This window comes from Variovorax sp. JS1663 (assembly GCF_002157355.1).
Lineage (GTDB): Bacteria > Pseudomonadota > Gammaproteobacteria > Burkholderiales > Burkholderiaceae_C > Variovorax.
In genome coordinates this window covers 1-17,105 of record NZ_LYMK01000030.1, presented here as the reverse complement: position 1 = coordinate 17,105, position 17,105 = coordinate 1, and the positions used below count along the sequence as shown (strand labels likewise).

The window sequence follows — 17,105 nt, the reverse complement described above, 5'->3', positions numbered from 1 at the left end:
ATTCCTCTATTGCGGCATCAGGGTTTCGGCGACCAGGGCCACGACCTCGATCGCGACGCGCAGCACGGCATGCGCCGCGGCGGCCAGGAGCAGCCCGAACAGCGCCAGCTCCGGCCAGCCCGTGCGCCAGGCGAGCCAGAAGCCCAGCAGGGCCACGCACAGTGCGCCGCCGAGCGTCACCCGGTCGCGCCAGGCCAGCAGCACCCGGATGGCAGGCCAGCGGTTCGGCCCGCTCATGCTGCAGGCCGGCCCAGGGCCTCGGGCAGCCGGTAGGCCCGGATCGCCGTGCCTGCGAACAGCTGCGCCTTCTCGTCCTCCGAGCAGGAGGCGGCGAGGCGCTTGAACGCGTTCCACAGCACGCGGTAGCTGCAGCAGGCCTTGTCCACCGGGAAGTTGCTCTCGAACATCGCGCGCCGGGCCCCGAAGGCTTCGATGCAGGTCTCGACGGCGGGGCGCCAGGCCTGCGCCAGTTCCTCGGAGGTGGGTGGCAGGTCCCGGTCGAAGAAGTCGAATCCCGACAGGCGCATGCCCATGCCGCCCAGCTTGACGAAGACATTCGGCCGCCGCGCCAGCGCCTGCATGGCGACCTTCCATTGCGCGAAGGCCTCGTCGCGCCGCGCACGGTAGGGCCCCACGCCCGCGAGCCCGCCGACGTGGTTGACGATCACGCGGGTGTCGGGGAAGGCATCCACCAGCTCGATCAGCTCGGGCAGTTGCGGATGGAAGCACCAGGCATCGAAGCTCAGGCCCAGCGGCGCGAGCTGCGCGAAACCGGCGCGGAAGCGCTCGTCACGCAGCAGGCCTGGCGTCGCCTTGCCGGGAATCGCATGGACCTCGTGGTCAGCATCCCAGGCGCTGCGATGACGGATGCCGCGGAAGCGCTCCGGCGCATGGCTTCGGCAGGCTTCCAGCACCTCGCGCGCCGACGCGCCCTGCAGGAGGTCGACCGTGCCGACGATGCCTGCGCAGGCGCGTACCGGCCCGTAGTAGCCGCTGGCGCTGGCTGCCGCTACGCCGTTGGCGAACTCCACCTCGCCCAGCGGCGCGAAGCGCGGGTCGCCCTCCGCGCGGTACATGGAGGTGCACTCGACGAACACCGTCCCGCGCACGTCGTGGCCCGCGCCCAGGTCCTCCAGCAGCTGCGGCAGCAGGTAGGTGCTGTGCGGGCGCTGCCACAGGTGATGGTGCGGATCGACGATGGGCCGGGTGGGCTCCAGCACCACCTCCGTGCGCAGCGCCAGCCAGGCGTCGTCCACCCAGTGCTGCGGCGGCACGCCGCGCCGCGTGGTCGTCAAGGCGCTCATGCCGAACCCATCGCGCACTGGCTCTCCTGCTTCGTGCCGAACATGGCGTCCACTTCGGCCGGGCTCATGGGCTTGCCGACGATGTCGAGCACGTCGTACTTGTCGGTGATCTTCTCGCGCACCTGCGACATCACGAGCGGCGTGATGAACTGGTGGTCCCAGGCGCGGAAGTAACCGGGCACACCGTCCGGCCGCACGCTTTCCAGCCCGCGCACGATGGCCGCGGGCTCGGCCGATTTCTCCTTCTCGATCGCGGCCAGCAGCATGCGTGTGGCCACCCAGCCCTGGGCCGTGCTCTGCGAAGCCGGATGGCCGGTGGCCTTGCGCACCGCGGCGTCGAGCGACTTCTCCTGCGCCGAGTTCGCGGTATTCCCGAAATGCCAGAACTTGCCCATGGTGCCGGTCGGGTTGGACTGGGCCCACAGTTCCTCGTCGCCGACCGTGAGACTGGCCAGCGGGATCTTGCCGCGCAGCCCGAACTCGTCGTACTGCTTGAGGAAGGACGTGAGGTCCGTGCCGGCGATGCCCAGCACGATCACGTCGGGCCGGGCCTGCCGGATCTTGAGGATGATGGAGCTGAAGTCGGTGGTGCCCACGGCCGCGGCGTCCATCCCCGCATCGGTGCCGCCGGCCGCGACCAGCTCGCCCTTGAGCATCTGGTAGGCCTCCTGGCCGTAGGCATAGGCGCCCACCAGGAAGTACCACTTCTTGCCGATCGGCAGCAGCTGCCGCGCGAGCAGCCTGGCGTACACCTGCGGCGGCGCGTTGACGCGGAACACGTAGGGGCTGCAGTTCTTGCCGGTGATCTCGCGCGCCAGCGCCGCGCTGATGATGGTCGGCACCTTGGCCTGCGCGCCGGTGGAGGCGAGCGCGAGCCCGGTGGCGCTGTTGCTGCCGCCGATCACGCAGCAGACCTTGTCTTCCTGGATCAGCTTCTGCATGTTCTGCTGCGCGCCCAGGGGATTCGGCTCGTCGTAGGCGACCAGTTCCACCGGCCGGCCCAGCGCCTTGTGCCCCGCCTGCTCCAGCGCGATCTTGATGCCCAGGGTCGCGGCCTCGCCCTGCAGCGCGAACGGCCCCTGCCGCGCCAGCACGCTGCCGATCTTGAGGGGCGCGCCCTGCGCGAGCAGCAGCGATGGCGCGCAGAGGGCGGCGGCGCCGGCCGCGCCGGCGCGCAGGAGGTGTCGGCGATGGAAGTCACGCATGTTCTGTCTCCGGTTGTCGGTGGTGGTGGTGATTGGACGGGGCGGGGAGCGGGCTGGCCTCCACCAGCCCCAGCAGGCGGGCCTGCAGCGCCGCATCGGCGGCCAGCACGCGCGCGTCGCCGTCCCAGGCGACGCGCCCGTTGACCAGCACCACCGCGCGGTCGACGATGGCGAGCACCTGCTCGGCGTGGTGCTCCACGATCACCATCGCGACGCGGCGGCGCAGCTTCAGGATGGCGCCCATGACCTCGTTGACGACGGCGGGCGCCAGGCCCTCGAAGGGCTCGTCGAGCAGGATCAGGCGGGCCGGCGCCACGAGGGCGCGGGCGATCGCCACCATCTGGCGCTCGCCGCCCGAGAGGTTCTCGGCCCTGGCGTGGCGCAGGGTCCCCAGGCGCGGGAACAGCTCGAACACCTCGCCGAGTGACATGCCCCCGGGCCGCATCGCGATGCGCAGGTTCTCCAGCACCGTGAGGTTGGGGAACAGGCGCCGGCCCTCGGGGACGATCGCCATGCCCAGGCGGTTCACCTGGTAGGGCGCGAGGCGGCGGATGTCCTGCCCGCACCAGGCGATCGTGCCCTCCTCCAGCGGCAGCGCGCCATAGAGCGCCTTCAGCAGCGTCGTCTTGCCGACGCCGTTGCGCCCCAGCAGCGCCACGGCCTCGCCCGCGTGCACCTCCAGGGCCGCACCGTCCAGCACGCGGCCGCCGCCGTAGCCGCCGGCCAGCCCGCGCGCCGACAGGAGCAGCTCACCGCGGCCGGCATCGGCCGGTGCGGCCGCCGGCCGGCGCTGCATGTCGGGCGGCACGCCCAGGTAGGCGCGCACCACCTCCGGGTCGGCCGCCACCTCGGCCGGCTTACCGTCGGCGATCAGGCGGCCCTGATGCAGCACCGTGATGCGGTCGGACAGGGCCAGCACGCGATCGATGTCGTGCTCGATCAGCACCACGGCATGCGTGCGGGCCAGAGCGCGGATCAACGCCGACACGCGCACGCGGTCCGCTTCGGCCAGGCCGGCGAGTGGCTCGTCCAGCAGCAGCAGGCGTGCCTCGGTCGCCAGCGTGATGCCGATCTCCAGCAGGCGGCGCTCGCCGTGCGACAAATCCGTGCAGGGCTCGGCCGCCTTGTGCACGAGGCCCACGGCGTCGAGGATGGACCAGACGCGCGCGTTCGCCGCGGCATCGCGATGCGCATCGCCCCAGGGCGCGTAGGCGCCCGGCCGGCCGGCCTGCACGGCGAGCCGCACGTTCTCGAAGGCACTGAGGTTCTGGAAGACGCTGACGATCTGGAAGGAGCGCGCCAGCCCCAGTCGGATGCGCTTGTGCATCGGCAGGCGGGTGATGTCCCGCCCGAGGAAACGCACTTCGCCGGCATCGGGCGTGACGACGCCCGACAGCATGTTGAAGAAGGTCGTCTTGCCGGCGCCGTTGGGGCCGATGAAGCTGTGCAGCGAGGCCGCATGCACGTCGAAGTCGTAGCCGGCCGCGATCACCAGCGGGCCGAAGTTCTTGCGCAGGCCACGCACCGTCAGCAACGGTCCGGTCGCGGCCTCGGCCGCAGCCGCCTCGCCGGGGCGGAAAGGCGCAATGACAGGGGGCCGCTCCGGGATGCCGGGCCGCACGAGCGTCCAGCCGTGCGCGCCGCGCAGCCGGCGCAGCAGGCCGTGGATGCCTTCGGGCGCCGCCAGGGTCACGAGCATCAGGATGGGCGCGAATACCAGCCACCAATGATCGAGGAGCGCGCCCAGCTGGTCCTCCAGCACGATGAACAGCACCGCGCCCCAGACGGCGCCCATGACGTGGTGGATGCCGCCAAGCACCGTCATCAGCACCGCGTCGGCGGCATGTTCCCAGCTCAGCGAATTGGCGTAGGTGCCGCGCATGAAGAAGGTGAGCAGCGCACCCGCGAGGCCCGTCACCGCGGCAGAGACAACAAAGGCGGCGAGCTTCACCGGATAGGTCGCGAAGCCGAGGCTGGCGGCGCGCTGCTCGTTGTCGCGCACCGCCTGGAACAGCCGGCCCAGGGGCGAATGCGCCAGGCGCCACAGCAGCGCGACCGCCGCCAGCACGACGCCGCACACGAACAGGTGGAAGGCCAGGGGCGAATCGAGCACCGGGCGCGGCACGCGCTGCAGGCCGTTCTCGCCGCCCGTGAAGTCGGTCCACTTGTAGGCGATCTCGTAGCAGATCTGCGTGCAGGCCAGCGTCAGCAGCGAGAAGTAGAGGCCGCGGCGGCGCAGGATCAGCGCCCCCAGCGGCACCGCGATCAGCACGGCGAAGCCGATGGCGACGGCCATGCCCGCGAACTCGCTGCCGCCCGGGAACCAGCGCAGCATCGCGATCGCCGCGGCGTAGCCCGCCAGGCCGAAGAACACGGATCCGCCGAAGGGCACCAGGCCGAGGTAACCGACCAGCAGGGCGATGCCGGCCGCATAGAGGACATAGATCGCCACCTGGGTGACGCGGCCGAGCGGCAGCGTCGTCACCAGGGTCAGCAGGCTCAGCGCGGCCAGGACAGCTGCCACCTGGACGACGGGATGCGAGAGCCAGCGCTTCATCCGAAATGCTCCCAGTGCTCGCCGAACAGGCCGCGCGGCCGCACCAGCAGGATGGCGGCCATCAGCACGTACATCGCGACGCCAGCCGCGTCCGGGTAGAACTGCGTGGTGAGGGCCGTCACCAGCCCCACCAGCAGGCCGGCGACCACCGCGCCGCCGTAGGAGCCCAGCCCGCCGATGGTGACGATGACGAAGGCGGGCATGATGGCCTGCGACGCCATGCCGGGCGTGACGGACCACAGCGGCGCGGCCAGCACGCCGGCGGCGCCGGCCAGCATGCACCCGATGCCGAAGGCGCCGGTCAGCACCAGCGGGAGATTGATGCCCAGCATGCCGACCATCTGCGGGTCCCGGCTACCCGCGCGCAGGATGCGGCCGTAGGGCGTGAACTTGAGGAAGGCCCACAGCGCCACCAGCAGCGCCAGGGTGAAGGCCAGCACGGCGGCGCGCCAGGTGGTCGTGAGGATCGGCCCGTACTCGATGAAGCCGGCGAAGGCCTTGGGCGGCGTCAGCGGCTGCGCGCCCGAACCCCAGCCGACGCGGATCAGCGACTCGATGAACAGCGACAGCGCAAAGGTGAGCACCAGCGTCATCAGCGGATCGCGGCCGTAGAGGCGCCGCACCAGCACCCGCTCGACCACCATGCCCACCAGCCCCACGCCCAGCGGCGCCAGCACCACCGCCGGCCAGCCGAAGCGCGCCTGCAGCGTCAGCGCAAAGTAGGCGCCGAGGGCGAAGAAGGCGCCGTGCGCCACGTTCACGATGCCCAGCAGCCCGAACACCAGCGACAGCCCGATGGACACCAGCACGAACAGGAAGCCGAGCACCAGCCCGTTGACGGCCTGCGAGAGAATGGCGTCTAGCATTGGACCAGAATATCATTGGTCAAACCATTAGGTCAACGGAGTTTCCCGCATGCAACCTGCCGCCACGACGCCCCCCATGCCCGCTCCCCTGCCCTTCGAGGTCGCGCCCATCAACCCGCAGCGCATCTTCCAGGAGGTGGCCAATCAGCTGCGTCGCCTGATCTCGGAAGGCAAGCTGCGCCCCGGCGACAAGCTGCCGCCGGAACGCGAACTCGCCAAGCGCTTCGGCGTCAGCCGCAACACCATGCGCGAGGCGCTGCGGGCGCTGGAGCTCAGCGGCCTGATCGAGTTGCGGCTGGGCGCGACCGGCGGCGCCTTCGTGCTGCAGGGCAGCTCGAACGCGGTGGTCGCGGGCATGCGCGACCTGTACTTCCTGGGCGCGATCACGCCGGAGCACCTGACCGAGGCGCGCATCGCGGTCAGCGCTGCGGTGATCCGCGTGGCCTGCGAGCGCATCACCGACGAGGAGATCGACGCCCTGGAGGCCAACGTCGCGGCTGCCGAGCGCGCCCGCCAGGCGGGCGACTTCGAGGAGCGCACGCGGCACCACCAGGCCTTCCACGTGATGCTGGCGCGGACCACGCACAACCCGGTCCTGATCGCGACGACGGAGGGGATCATGGAGATCACCCGGCAGTTCGTGAAGGCGATCGGCCCGACCGACGAGCAGACCTACACCCATCCCTCGCGCAAGCGCCTGCTCAAGCACCTGCGCGCGCGGGACGCGGAGAAGGCGATGGCGGAGATGGGCTCGGCGCTGACCAAGCTGCACCGCGGCTACATGGTGAAGGCCGCGGCGCCATCCTCCGATCGAAAGGCTAGCGCGCCAGCACCACCCCCGCCGCCTCGCGGTCCCAGGCCTGCGAGAGCCCGGCCTCGAGCTCCTGGCGCAGCCTGAACTTCTCCACCTTCTGGCTCATGGTGGTGGGCAGCGACGCGCGGAACTGGATGTAGCGCGGCACCATGAAGTAGGCCATGTTGCGCTGGCAGTGCTCGACCAGCTGCAGCTCGTCGAGCTGCACGCCGGGCTTGGCCACGATCACCGCCGCCACCTCCTCGTCGTTGGCCGGCGTCGCCACCGGGAAGACCGCGGCATCGGCCACCGCGGGATGCGTGGCGATGATCTGCTCGACCTCGAAGGCCGAGATGTTCTCGCCGCGGCGGCGGATGCAGTCCTTCTTGCGGTCCACGAAGTACAGGTAGCCGTCGGCGTCGCGCATGCCGCGGTCGCCGGTGTGGAACCACAGGTTGCGGCGCGAGGCCAGGGTGGCCTCGGCCATCTTGTAGTAGCCCATGGTGCCGCGCCACGGCTCGTCGAAGCGCAGCACCATCTCGCCCGGCTCGCCCGGCGGCAGCTCGAAGTCGTCGTCGTCCACGATGCGGACCTGCACGCCGCGCCGCGGCCGGCCGATGGAGCCGAGCTTGTCGCGCGGGTCCCACTGCGTGAAGGAGGTGACCATGCCGTAGTCCGAGAGGCCGTAGTTGTTCATCGCGCGCAGGCCGAAGCGTTCCTCGAACTCGGCGGCGTACTTGGGCGTCGGCGCCATGCTCACCAGGCGCAGGCAGTTGTCGGCATCGGCGGGCGACGGCGGCTGGCTCCAGAGGAAGCTGGACATCGCGCCGAGGAAGTTGGTGATGGTGGCCTTCGATTCGCGGATCTCGTCCCAGAACCTGGAGACCGAGAAGCGCCGCGACAGCACCACCGAGGCGCCGCACACCAGCGCCGCGCCGGTGGCGGCGAGCAGCGCGTTGTTGTGGAAGAGCGGCAGGCACACGTAGAAGATGTCCGAGGCGCGATAGCCCTGCGCCTCGGCCGCACTGGTGCCGTAGGTCAGCGCCGCGGCCTGGGACAGCATGCTTCCCTTGGACGGGCCGGTCGTTCCGGAGGTGTAGGCGATCAGCACCAGGTCGCAGAAGCGCGGCGGGGCGGCCGGCACGAAGGGCGTGGCCGGGGCGCGGTCGACCAGCGCATGGAAGTCGGCGACCGCCATCTCGCCCGCCGGCGCGATCGCGCCTTCGTCCCCCTCTCCCGTTCGGACCACGATGACGCGCCGGACGAGGGGCAGCTCCGCCAGCACCTCCTGCAGGCGGGGGGCCAGCGGGGCATCGACGATCACCGTCTCGCAGTCGGACTGGCCGAGGTAGTAGCGCAGCAGCTCGCCGCGCGCCGCGGTGTTGACCGGCACCGACACCGCCCCGATCTTGGCGATGGCGAGGAACACCGCCAGGTGCTCGGCGGAGTTGCCCATCAGCAGGCCGGCATGCCCGCCGCGCCCGACGCCGAAGTCCTGCATGGCGTGCGCGACGCGGTCCGTCCAGGCGTCGATCTCGCCGTAGGTGAAGCGGCGGCCGGTGGCCGTCTCGGTGAGGAACACCTTGTCGCGCGAAGCTTGCGCGAACCGGGCCAGCACCTTCCGAAAGGTCAGCTCGCGCAGGGCGTAGGTATCGGCCGTGACGGCGTTCGCTTCCATGTCGGGAGCAGTCGGATTCATTCGGGCGTGATGTTGTTGCGCTTGATGACGGTGAGCCAGCGCTCGTTGTGGCGGGCCAGCAGGGCGCCGAAGTCCTCGGGTGTGCTGCTGGTGGCGGTGACGCCGGCTTTCTCCATGGTCTCGCGGTAGTTGGCATCGGCCACCGCGAGCTTCATCGCCGCGGCCAGCTTGTCCACCACCGGCTTGGGCGTGCCGGCGGGCGCGACCAGCCCGAAGAAGATCTCGATGGTCAGTTCCGGCTGGCCCACCTCGGCCATGGTCGGGTACTGCGGCAGCGCCGGCTCGCGCTTGGGCGTGGTCACCGCATAGCCCTTGAGCTTGCCGGACTTCAGCAGCGGCGTGGCGGCCGACGTGGAGGTGAACATCAGGTCCACCTGGCTGCCCAGCTGCGCATTGACCCCGTCGATCTCGCCCTTGAAGGGCACGTGCAGCAGGTCGATGCCGGCGGACTGCTTGAGCAGCTCCGCCAGCAGGTGCGGCGCGCTGCCGCTGCCCGAGGACGCGATGCTGATCTTGCCCGGCGAGGCCTTGGCGAGCTTCATCAACTCGCCGAAGTCCTTGGCAGGCAGGTCGGCCCTGGAGGTCAGCGTCCACGACGAGATGGCGGCCAGGCTCACCGGCGCGAAGGCCTTGCGCGGGTCGTAGGGCGGGTTCTTCGTGATGTGGGGCGTCACGCTCATCGGGCTGTTGCCGCCCCAGCCCAGCATGTAGCCGTCGGGCTGCGCGCGGGCCACGGCGCCCATGCCGATCATCCCGCCGGCACCGGCCCGGTTCTCCACCACGAAGGGCTGGCCCAGCTGCTTCGACAGCAGGGCCGCGATCATGCGCGCCGACAGGTCGGTGGCGCCGCCCGCGGAGAAGGGCACCACGATCGTCACGGGCTTGGAAGGGTAGGCATCGGGGCCCTGCGCGAAGGAGGTCGCGGCGGCCACGAGCATCGCGGCGGCGGCAAAGAGGCGGGCGGTCTTCATGGGGTGTCTCCTGGTCTCTGCGAAAAGCGCTGGTGGTCCTATAATAACTTAAATGGTCCAACCATTCAATTATTCAAGCAATCCTGGCCTGCTGCAGAATCTGCGCGTGGTGGAGCTGTGCGAACCGGAGGCCGAGTACTGCGGCCTGCTGCTCGCCGGCCTCGGCGCGCATGTCGCCAAGGTCGAGCCGCCCACGGGTGCCGCATCGCGCCGCATGCCGCCGTTCGCGCAGGACGGACGCTCGCTCTACTTCCAGGTCTACAACCGCGACAAGGATTCGGTGCCGCTCGACCTGCCGGGCGCCTCGGCCCGTGTCGCGCTGCTGGGCCTGCTGGAAGAGGCCGACGTGTTCCTCTGCGGCAGCCTGGCGCGGCTCGAATCCGCCACCGGGCTCGCGCTGCCCGAGCTGGCCCGCCGCTTCCCGGGCCTCGTCACGGCGCGCATCACGCCCTTCGGGGACGACGGCCCGTGGAAGGACTTCCGCGGCAGCGACCTGGTTCACCTGGCCCTGGGCGGGGTGATGATGAACACGGGCTACGACCCCGACCCCCAGGGGCGCCACGACCTGCCGCCGATCGCGCCGCAGGCCTTCCATGCCGGCCACATCGCGTGCGAGCAGGCGCTGATCGGCATCCTGGCTGCGCTGATGCACCGCGCGCGCACTGGCGAGGGCCAGGACGTGAGCTGCGCGATCCATGCGGCGGTGGCCGTCTCCACCGAGATGGACCTGATGTCGTGGGTGATGCGCGCCGCCCGCCAGCAGCGCCAGACCTGCCGCCATTCGGCCGAGCTGCCCAATCCCACGACGCCGCTCGCGCAGACCAAGGACGGGCGCTGGAACCTGGGCTGGATGGTGACGGCGGCGGAGGAGAAGAAGCTCGTGGAGTTCCTCGCGTCGCACGGCATGGCCTGCGACCTCACGGGCCCCGACCCGCAGCGCGACCCGAAGAAGCGCGACGTGCCCGGCGCCACGGCCTTCGACGAGCACAAGGCCCATGTCTTCGAGGTCGTGCAGCGCTTCGTGCGCAGCTTCCGCTTCCGCGACCTGCCCTGGGAGCAGGCGCAGGCGCACGGCCTGATGTGGGCACCGCTGCGCAAGCCGCACGAGAACCTCGAGGACCCGCACTGGGCCGCGCGCGGCAGCTATGCGTGGATCGACGGCCTGCCCTACCCGCGCAGCAAGTGGATCGGCTCGACCACCGCATGGGTGGCCGCGCATGCCGCGCCCGGCCTCGGAGAGCGCAGGGCACCGCCGGCGAAAGCAATGCCAGGCGCGCAGCCACCGCAGCGTCGGCATGCACCGCGCGTCGCGCGGTCAGGCCGCGGCAGGCCCTTTGCGCTGCAGGGCATCCGCGTCCTCGACTTCTCCTGGTTCCTCGCCTCCGCCGGCGGCACGCGCATGGTGACGGCGCTCGGCGCGGAATGCATCAAGGTCGAATGGAAGGACAACCTCGACAGCCGCCTGGGCGCGATGGCACCCGTGGGCGGCCGCGAGGCGCGCCGCCGCGCCACCGGCCCGCTCCCCGGCATCGACGACCCGGCCATGGGCGGGCACTACAACCACAAGAACGCCGGCAAGCGCGGTTTGTCGCTCAACATCCGCGACCCGCGCGGCCTGGAGATCGCGCGCAGGCTGGTGGGCATCAGCGACGTGGTGGCCGAGGGTTTCTCGCCCGGCGTGATGGACCGCTGGGGCCTGGGCTACGAGGCGATGAAGGCGATCCGCCCCGACATCGTCTACGTGCAGCAGTCCGGCATGGGCGCGCACGGCCGCTACGGGCGCATGCGCACCGTCGGGCCGATCGCCGCGGCCTTCACCGGCATCAGCGAGATGTCCGGCCTGCCCGATCCCGCGCCGCCGGCCGGCTGGGGCTACTCGTACCTCGACTGGATGGGTGCCTACGGCTTTGCGCAGGCCATCCTCGCCGGGCTGCTGCACCGCGAGCGCACGGGCGAAGGCCAGTGGATCGATGCCTCGCAATGCGAATCGGGCCTGATGCTGACCGGCGTGCAATGCCTCGAATGGGCGCTGCAGCGAAAGCCCTTCGCGCGCACCGGCAACCGCTCGCCCTACCTGCCGGTGGCGCCCCACGGCGCCTACCGCTGCGCGGGCGAGGACCGCTGGATCGCGATCGCCTGCCTCGACGAGGCGGACTGGCAAGCGCTGTTGCGCGCCGCCGGCGAGCCCGCGGCGCTGCGCGATCCGCGTTTCGCCACCCTCGCCTCGCGCCTGGCGCACCAGGACGCGCTGGACGAAGCGCTGGAAGGCTGGACCCGCACGCAGGAGCGCTATGCCTGCATGGCGCTGCTGCAGTCGCACGGCATCGCGGCGGGCGTCTGCCAGACCGCGGAAGACCGCTGCGAGCACGACCCCCAGCTGGCGCACCAGCAGTGGATGACCGAGGTGACGGCACCGCGCATCGGCACCTGGCCGATCACCGAGCTGCCCGCGAGGCTGTCGAAGACGCCCAGCCATGTCGGCGGCCTGCCGCAGCGCGGCGCGCCGCTGTACGGGGAGGACAACGAGTACGTGCTGGGCGAGTTGCTCGGCTACGCGGGCGCGGAGATTCGCGCCTTGGAGCGCGACGGCGTCATCTGAACCCGGGCCGGAGCCCCAGTCTCATGGCTGGATCCCCAGTGCGCGGCGTTCCTGGAAGACGAAGTCGTCCTGGTTGCGGCGGCCGGTCTGCTGCGAGGCCGGCGGCTTCGGCAGGTCGGCGGGCACGGGCACGAACTGCTTCCAGTCCGCCACCAGCGTGCGCCGCGCGATCTTCCAGCGGCGGTCCTCGCGCCGCTCGAAGCGGTCGACATAGCGCGAGCAGGTCATGAGGTCCATGCCGCCGCCCTCGGCGCCCGCCTTGCCGCCGGCGAGCTGGTCGAGCGCGGCGCGCGCCTCGGCCGGGTAGCGCTGCGTGGTGCGGACGTAGCTCTCCACCAGCGCGAGGTCGGGGCCGGCGAATTCGATCAGGAGGTTGCTCACGGCGTGCATCGAGAAGGGGATGGCCGCGTGGCGGCTGCGAATCCAGTCGACCAGCCCATCCACCGGGCCGTCGTAGGCGCCGTGCATGTCGGTCGCATCGGCGTGGAACACGTCGCGGATGCCGCTGAAGTCCAGCCGGTCCACCGCGCGGCACCAGCGGTACATGCAGTCCTGGATCTGCATGCGGTCGGCGATGCGCTCGGGAGAGTAGTCATCCAGGTTCATCGTCATTCCGCCTCGATGCCGGCCTTGGCGATCACGCCGGTCCACAGCGCATGGTCGCGCTTCATCATGTCGCCGAAGCTGGCGGCGTCGGCCGGGCGCGGGAACATGCCCAGCGCCTTGAGCTTGGCCTGCATGGCGGGCTCGGCGATCGACTTGTTCAGCGCATCGTTGAGCTTCGCGATCACGGCGGGCGGCGTGCCTGCCGGCGCCGAGAGGCCGAAGAAGGCATTGACCGCGAAGTTGGGCAGCGTCTCGGAGATCGCCGGCACCTCGGGCAGCAGCGGGCTGCGCTTCTCGCTCGACACCGCGAGCATCTTCACGCGGCCCGAGCTGACGAAGGCATTGATCGCGTCCGAGGGCGTGGTCAGCGCCACCTTCACCTCGCCGGCGAGCACGGCGTTGACGGCCTGCGCGGCGCCCTGGTAGGGCACGAACACCATCTTCAGGCCGGCGGCCTGGTTGAACGACTCGGTCGCCAGGTGCGCGAGCGAGCCGCGCCCGGCGGAGGAGAACTCGAGCTTGCCGGGGTTGGCGCGCGCGTAGTCGACAAGTTGCCGGATGTCGGCGGCCGGCACCACCGGGTTGAGCAGGAACACCATCGGCGTGGTGGCGATCAGGCCGACCGGCAACAGGTCCTTCTGCGAGTCGTAATTGGCCGTCTTCTGCAGCATCGGCGTGGTCACCGTGGAGTTGCCCACCTGCAGCAGCGTGTAGCCGTCGGCCGGCGCGCTCTTGACGAACACGGTGCCCATCGAGCCGCTCGCGCCGAGGCGGTTCTCGACCACGATCGGCTGGCCCAGGTGGCGCTGCAGCGGCTCCTGCAGCGAACGGATCAGCACGTCGCCGGTGCCGCCCGCCGCAAAGGGCACGACGATCTTGATCGGCCGGCTCGGGAAGGTGTCGGCCTGCGCGCTGCCCAGCGCCAGCGCCGAGAGCGCGAGCGCCGACAGGGCCAGCCATTGGCGTCGGAACATCATGGGTTGTCTCCTGTTTGTGAAAGGAAGAACGCCGGCGGCGCCCGTTCAGGCCGCGGGCTTGAACACCGGGAACGCGCGCCGCGAGTCGGGGTGGCGCCAGTCCACCTCCACCGGCTGGCCGATCGCCAGGGTGTCGTAGGGTGCATCGATGCGCGCGAGCATGCGCGGCCCTTCGGCCAATTGCACCAGCGCCATCGCATACGGCAGCGCGTCGGCCAGGTGCGGCGGCCCGACGCGGCTGCGCGTGAGCGCGAAGATGGTGCCGCGGCCGCTGGCCTCGCGCCATTCCACGCCAGCCTCGCTGTAGAGGCTTTGCGGACGCGGATAGAACTGCGCGCGGCCGCTCGCGCGGTCGAACTGCAGCATCAGGCGGCCGTCGCGCAGGCCCAGGGCGAACGGGGCGCCCACGTCGGGCAGGGGATGGTTCGTCATGCTCATTGGCTCCGCTCCAGCAGCATCACGGTGCTGGTGCCCCAGGTGCGGGCGTACTGGATCACGCCGATGCCCGAGAGCATCGCGTTGCTCGCATCGCGCACCTGGCGCGCGCCCGCTTCGCCGAACATCTGGCGCAGGCACTCCACCAGGTTGACGCCGCCGCCGGCCAGGCCGGGCTGGCCGGCCGAGATCTGGCCACCGCCGGTGTTGAGCGGCAGCTCGCCGTGCCAGGTCATGTCGTGCGCCATCACGAAGGCGCCGCCCTCGCCCGGGCCGCAGAAGCCGGTCTGCTCCAGCTGCAGGATCAGCGCGATCAGGAAGTCGTCGTACCAGTGCAGCATCTTCACGTCCCGGGGCTTCCAGCCCACGGCATCGAAGGCGCGCGGCGCGACGTCGGTGAAGCCGGTGCGCAGCATGTCGCCGCAGGCTTCGGGCGGGTCGAAGTTGATGCGCTCGGCATAGGCGACCGGGTGCACCAGCTTCTGGAAGCCCATCTCGCGCGCGCGGCGCGTGGACATCACCAGCACCGCGCTCGCGCCGTCGCAGCGCATCACGCAGTCGAGGATGCGCAGCGGATCGGAGACGATCTTCGACGCCAGGTACTCGCGCTCGGTCAGCGGCCGGCGCAGCACCTCGCAGGCGTTGTCGTTGAGCAGGGCTCCCTCGCGTTGCGTGACCGCGAGCTTCGCCAACGCGTCATGCGGCAGGCCATGGCGCTGGTCGTACACGTTGGACAGGAGCGCGAAGGCCGACAGCGGGCCCGCATAACCCGCCGGGTCGCAGTACTCGGTGCGATGGCCCGACTGCACCGAGCGGTCGACCGTGGACACCGCGTCCGAGGCCAGGCACAGCACGATGTCGCACAGCCCCGCCTGGATGGCGGCCGCCGCACGTGCGATGTTGCCGCCCGAGGAAGCGCCGCCGATCTCGGTGGCCTGGCACCAGGTGAGCGACAGGCCCAGGCCCTCGGCCAGCAGGTTGCTGTAGAACGGATTGCCGCCCTCGCTCATCGCAAGGGTGGTGGCGAAGCCGTCGATGCGCGAGCGCTCGATGCCGGTCTGCGCCAGCAGCCGGTCGACGGCCTCGCCTGCCAGCGACAGCGCGGTGCGCCCGCTCCTGCGCACGAGTTGGGTCTCGGCATAGCCGACGATGGCGATGCTGCGGTCTGCGAGGGTCTTCATGCGTCGACGAATTGCACCGCCTGATCGAGCGGGGCGCGCGAGGTGCGGTAGCTGTTGGCGGGATGCGCGCTGTCTTCGTAGCCGAAGGAGATGCCGCACACCATGAGGCGCTCCGGTGCGATGCCGAGCTCCTGCTTGACCAGCGCACTCTGGTGCGCCAGCGCGGCCTGCGGGATGGCGGCCAGGCCGTGGGCCTGCATCGCGAGCAGCACCACCTGCACGTAGCCGCCCACGTCGACCGCGCCGTAGACGCCCAGGCCCGGGTCGCTGGTCAGGATGGCGACGTGCGGCGCGCCGAACAGGCGGAAGTTCTCCAGCGTCTGGCGCGCATAGCCTTCCTTGTCCCCGCGCGCCACGCCGACGGCGCTGTAGAGCTGGAAGCCGCATTCGCGCCGGCGCTCCAGGTACACGCCGCGGTATTCGTGCGGAAAGGGAAAGTCGGTGCCGCCGCCTTCGCCCGCGCGCTCGGCCGCGACCAGCTTGGCGCGCAGGCGCTCGGTCGCCTCGCCCGAGGTGACGCTGACCTGCCAGGCCTGCGAGTTGCACCACGAGGCGGCGCGCTGCGCGGTGCGCAGCACGGACTCGAGGGTGGGGCGATCCACCTGCCTGGGCAGGAAGGCGCGGCAGCTGTGGCGCTGCGCGAGCAGCGAATCCAGCACCTGGGCGGGCGTAGTGTCCATCGTGGGGTTGGGAATTGGTTGCATCGTTGAATGGTTTGACCAATATAATTATAAATCCAGTGCACGTCAATCGGCCGGGCGTACGCATCGCCTCGCCGGGTGACTGCCGCGGATTCTTCCCCCATTTGAAGAAGGAGACACACCCCATGACCGAGTGCCCCATCCGGCGCCGCGCGCTGCTCGTCGCCGGCGCCGCGCTCGCGGCCCAGCCCCTGTGGGCGCAGGAGCCGTTCCCCTCGCGGCCGATCAAGATCCTCGTGGGCGCCGGCGCGGGCGGCACCACCGACCTCACCGCGCGCCTGGTGGGCGAGAAGCTGGGCAAGCTGGTGGGCCAGCCGGTGGTGATCGAGAACCGGCCCGGCGCCTCCGGCACGCTTTCCGTGGCGCAGACGGTGCGCGCGCCGGCCGACGGCTACACCCTGGTGTGGGTGGGCAACAGCGTGATGGCGATCTCGCCCTATCTCTACAAGAACCCCGGCTACGACGTGAAGACGCTGCTGCCGGTGGGCCAGGCGACCACCTCCGGCTTCATCCTGGTGGCCTCGCCCACGCTGGGCGTGAACAGCGTCAAGGAACTGGTGGCCTACGGCAAGGCCCATCCCGGCCAGCTGAGCTTCGGCTCCAACGGCGTCAACGGCAGCCTGCACCTGCTGGCCGAGCTGCTCAAGAGCGAGGGGGGCTTCGAGGCGCTGCACGTGCCCTACAAGGGCGGGGCAGAATCGGCCGCCGCCATCATGGGCGGCAACATCCAGTTCCTGTTCGATGCGCTGTCGTCCAACATTCCGCTGGTGCGCTCGGGCAAGCTCAAGGCGCTGGCCGTGACCGGCCCGCAGCGCGAGAAGGAGCTTCCTGACGTGCCGACCATGGCCGAGCAGGGCTTCCCCGGCATGACGACCGAGGTGTTCTTCGGCCTCGTGGCACCGCCCGGCACGCCGCACGCGGTGGTGGTGAAGCTCAACGAGGCGATGGGGGTGGCGCTCGCGGATCCTGTCGTGCGCGAGGCGCTGCAACGCTCTGGCAACGAGCCGAAGTTCAGCACACCGCAGCAGTTCCGGGCGCTGGTCGACAAGGAAGGGGCGCGCTTCGAGGCGTTGCTGAAGGCGAAAGGGATTCAGCCGGAGTGACGGTTGTAGATGTGTTCTGGGCGGCGGTTGGGGGCGGGATCAGGCCGGCGGGGTGCGCTGCTCCGCTCATGTCCCCCGGCGGCCTGCGGCCGCCTCCTCCTTTACTTC

Annotated in this window: 15 protein-coding genes; 3 read left to right on the top strand and 12 right to left on the bottom strand. The window is 70.8% G+C overall.

Going from position 1 to position 17,105, the window contains the following annotated elements; all coding sequences use genetic code 11:
- Positions 1-6: 6 nt before the first annotated feature.
- From A8M77_RS22815 to A8M77_RS22795, 5 genes are read right to left on the bottom strand one after another with little or no spacing between them, the layout of a single operon-like run.
- Positions 7-237: a hypothetical protein gene (locus tag A8M77_RS22815; protein WP_086923800.1), complete on the bottom strand. Its 231-nt coding sequence runs from the start codon at positions 235-237 to the stop codon at positions 7-9.
- The gene (locus A8M77_RS22810; protein WP_086923869.1) at positions 234-1,304 is read right to left on the bottom strand and encodes an amidohydrolase family protein; all 1,071 of its coding nucleotides are present in this window, start codon (positions 1,302-1,304) and stop codon (positions 234-236) included. Before A8M77_RS22810 ends, A8M77_RS22815 begins: the two co-directional genes overlap by 4 nt.
- Positions 1,301-2,509: an ABC transporter substrate-binding protein gene (locus A8M77_RS22805; protein ID WP_158100972.1), complete on the bottom strand. Its 1,209-nt coding sequence runs from the start codon at positions 2,507-2,509 to the stop codon at positions 1,301-1,303. Before A8M77_RS22805 ends, A8M77_RS22810 begins: the two co-directional genes overlap by 4 nt.
- On the bottom strand, positions 2,502-5,066 hold the full coding sequence (locus A8M77_RS22800) for a branched-chain amino acid ABC transporter ATP-binding protein/permease (protein WP_086923798.1): 2,565 nt from the start codon (positions 5,064-5,066) through the stop codon (positions 2,502-2,504). The genes A8M77_RS22805 and A8M77_RS22800 overlap by 8 nt, the downstream gene beginning before the upstream one ends.
- On the bottom strand, positions 5,063-5,932 hold the full coding sequence (locus tag A8M77_RS22795) for a branched-chain amino acid ABC transporter permease (RefSeq protein ID WP_086923797.1): 870 nt from the start codon (positions 5,930-5,932) through the stop codon (positions 5,063-5,065). The genes A8M77_RS22800 and A8M77_RS22795 overlap by 4 nt, the downstream gene beginning before the upstream one ends.
- A 49-nt stretch (positions 5,933-5,981) precedes the next feature.
- Here A8M77_RS22795 and A8M77_RS22790 point away from each other — a divergent pair, with 49 nt between their 5' ends.
- Positions 5,982-6,830, top strand: coding sequence for a FadR/GntR family transcriptional regulator (locus A8M77_RS22790; RefSeq protein WP_086923796.1), 849 nt, complete (start codon positions 5,982-5,984; stop codon positions 6,828-6,830).
- Here the strand turns inward: A8M77_RS22790 and A8M77_RS22785 are convergent.
- Together A8M77_RS22785 and A8M77_RS22780 are read right to left on the bottom strand one after the other, a co-directional pair.
- Positions 6,751-8,424 (bottom strand): AMP-binding protein, encoded by a 1,674-nt coding sequence (locus A8M77_RS22785; protein WP_086923795.1) that lies wholly within the window; start codon positions 8,422-8,424, stop codon positions 6,751-6,753. The genes A8M77_RS22790 and A8M77_RS22785 overlap by 80 nt on opposite strands.
- Complete coding sequence (locus tag A8M77_RS22780; protein WP_086923794.1) at positions 8,421-9,395, bottom strand: Bug family tripartite tricarboxylate transporter substrate binding protein; 975 nt, start codon at positions 9,393-9,395, stop codon at positions 8,421-8,423. Before A8M77_RS22780 ends, A8M77_RS22785 begins: the two co-directional genes overlap by 4 nt.
- A gap of 52 nt (positions 9,396-9,447) precedes the next feature.
- Between A8M77_RS22780 and A8M77_RS22775 the strand changes: the two genes are divergently transcribed.
- On the top strand, positions 9,448-11,994 hold the full coding sequence (locus A8M77_RS22775; RefSeq protein ID WP_086923793.1) for a CaiB/BaiF CoA-transferase family protein: 2,547 nt from the start codon (positions 9,448-9,450) through the stop codon (positions 11,992-11,994).
- Positions 11,995-12,015: 21 nt separating this feature from the next.
- Here A8M77_RS22775 and A8M77_RS22770 read toward each other — a convergent pair whose 3' ends face one another.
- Genes A8M77_RS22770 through A8M77_RS22750 form a run of 5 tightly spaced genes read right to left on the bottom strand, consistent with a single transcriptional unit; the run spans position 12,016 to position 15,897 of the window.
- The gene (locus A8M77_RS22770) at positions 12,016-12,600 is read right to left on the bottom strand and encodes a nuclear transport factor 2 family protein (protein WP_086923792.1); all 585 of its coding nucleotides are present in this window, start codon (positions 12,598-12,600) and stop codon (positions 12,016-12,018) included.
- Between the two features lie 2 nt (positions 12,601-12,602).
- A complete protein-coding gene (locus A8M77_RS22765; protein WP_086923791.1) occupies positions 12,603-13,577 on the bottom strand; it encodes a Bug family tripartite tricarboxylate transporter substrate binding protein in 975 nt (324 codons plus the stop codon).
- 45 nt (positions 13,578-13,622) lie between these two features.
- Complete coding sequence (locus tag A8M77_RS22760; protein WP_086923868.1) at positions 13,623-14,009, bottom strand: Zn-ribbon domain-containing OB-fold protein; 387 nt, start codon at positions 14,007-14,009, stop codon at positions 13,623-13,625.
- 2 nt (positions 14,010-14,011) lie between these two features.
- Entirely contained in the window at positions 14,012-15,193 is a 1,182-nt protein-coding gene (locus A8M77_RS22755) for a thiolase family protein (protein ID WP_086923790.1), read from the bottom strand.
- Positions 15,190-15,897, bottom strand: a complete 708-nt coding sequence (locus A8M77_RS22750) for a nitroreductase (RefSeq protein WP_238136926.1) — start codon at positions 15,895-15,897, stop codon at positions 15,190-15,192. The genes A8M77_RS22755 and A8M77_RS22750 overlap by 4 nt, the downstream gene beginning before the upstream one ends.
- A gap of 122 nt (positions 15,898-16,019) precedes the next feature.
- Here A8M77_RS22750 and A8M77_RS22745 point away from each other — a divergent pair, with 122 nt between their 5' ends.
- Complete coding sequence (locus tag A8M77_RS22745) at positions 16,020-16,997, top strand: Bug family tripartite tricarboxylate transporter substrate binding protein (RefSeq protein WP_086923788.1); 978 nt, start codon at positions 16,020-16,022, stop codon at positions 16,995-16,997.
- Positions 16,998-17,105 lie beyond the last annotated feature (108 nt).

Coding starts and splice junctions, on each gene's coding strand:
- A8M77_RS22815 (WP_086923800.1), bottom strand. CDS start 237: ATGAGCGGGCCGAACCGCTGGCCTGCCATCCGGGTGCTGCTGGCCTGG.
- A8M77_RS22810 (WP_086923869.1), bottom strand. CDS start 1,304: ATGAGCGCCTTGACGACCACGCGGCGCGGCGTGCCGCCGCAGCACTGG.
- A8M77_RS22805 (WP_158100972.1), bottom strand. CDS start 2,509: ATGCGTGACTTCCATCGCCGACACCTCCTGCGCGCCGGCGCGGCCGGC.
- A8M77_RS22800 (WP_086923798.1), bottom strand. CDS start 5,066: ATGAAGCGCTGGCTCTCGCATCCCGTCGTCCAGGTGGCAGCTGTCCTG.
- A8M77_RS22795 (WP_086923797.1), bottom strand. CDS start 5,932: ATGCTAGACGCCATTCTCTCGCAGGCCGTCAACGGGCTGGTGCTCGGC.
- A8M77_RS22790 (WP_086923796.1), top strand. CDS start 5,982: ATGCAACCTGCCGCCACGACGCCCCCCATGCCCGCTCCCCTGCCCTTC.
- A8M77_RS22785 (WP_086923795.1), bottom strand. CDS start 8,424: ATGAATCCGACTGCTCCCGACATGGAAGCGAACGCCGTCACGGCCGAT.
- A8M77_RS22780 (WP_086923794.1), bottom strand. CDS start 9,395: ATGAAGACCGCCCGCCTCTTTGCCGCCGCCGCGATGCTCGTGGCCGCC.
- A8M77_RS22775 (WP_086923793.1), top strand. CDS start 9,448: ATGGTCCAACCATTCAATTATTCAAGCAATCCTGGCCTGCTGCAGAAT.
- A8M77_RS22770 (WP_086923792.1), bottom strand. CDS start 12,600: ATGAACCTGGATGACTACTCTCCCGAGCGCATCGCCGACCGCATGCAG.
- A8M77_RS22765 (WP_086923791.1), bottom strand. CDS start 13,577: ATGATGTTCCGACGCCAATGGCTGGCCCTGTCGGCGCTCGCGCTCTCG.
- A8M77_RS22760 (WP_086923868.1), bottom strand. CDS start 14,009: ATGACGAACCATCCCCTGCCCGACGTGGGCGCCCCGTTCGCCCTGGGC.
- A8M77_RS22755 (WP_086923790.1), bottom strand. CDS start 15,193: ATGAAGACCCTCGCAGACCGCAGCATCGCCATCGTCGGCTATGCCGAG.
- A8M77_RS22750 (WP_238136926.1), bottom strand. CDS start 15,897: ATGCAACCAATTCCCAACCCCACGATGGACACTACGCCCGCCCAGGTG.
- A8M77_RS22745 (WP_086923788.1), top strand. CDS start 16,020: ATGACCGAGTGCCCCATCCGGCGCCGCGCGCTGCTCGTCGCCGGCGCC.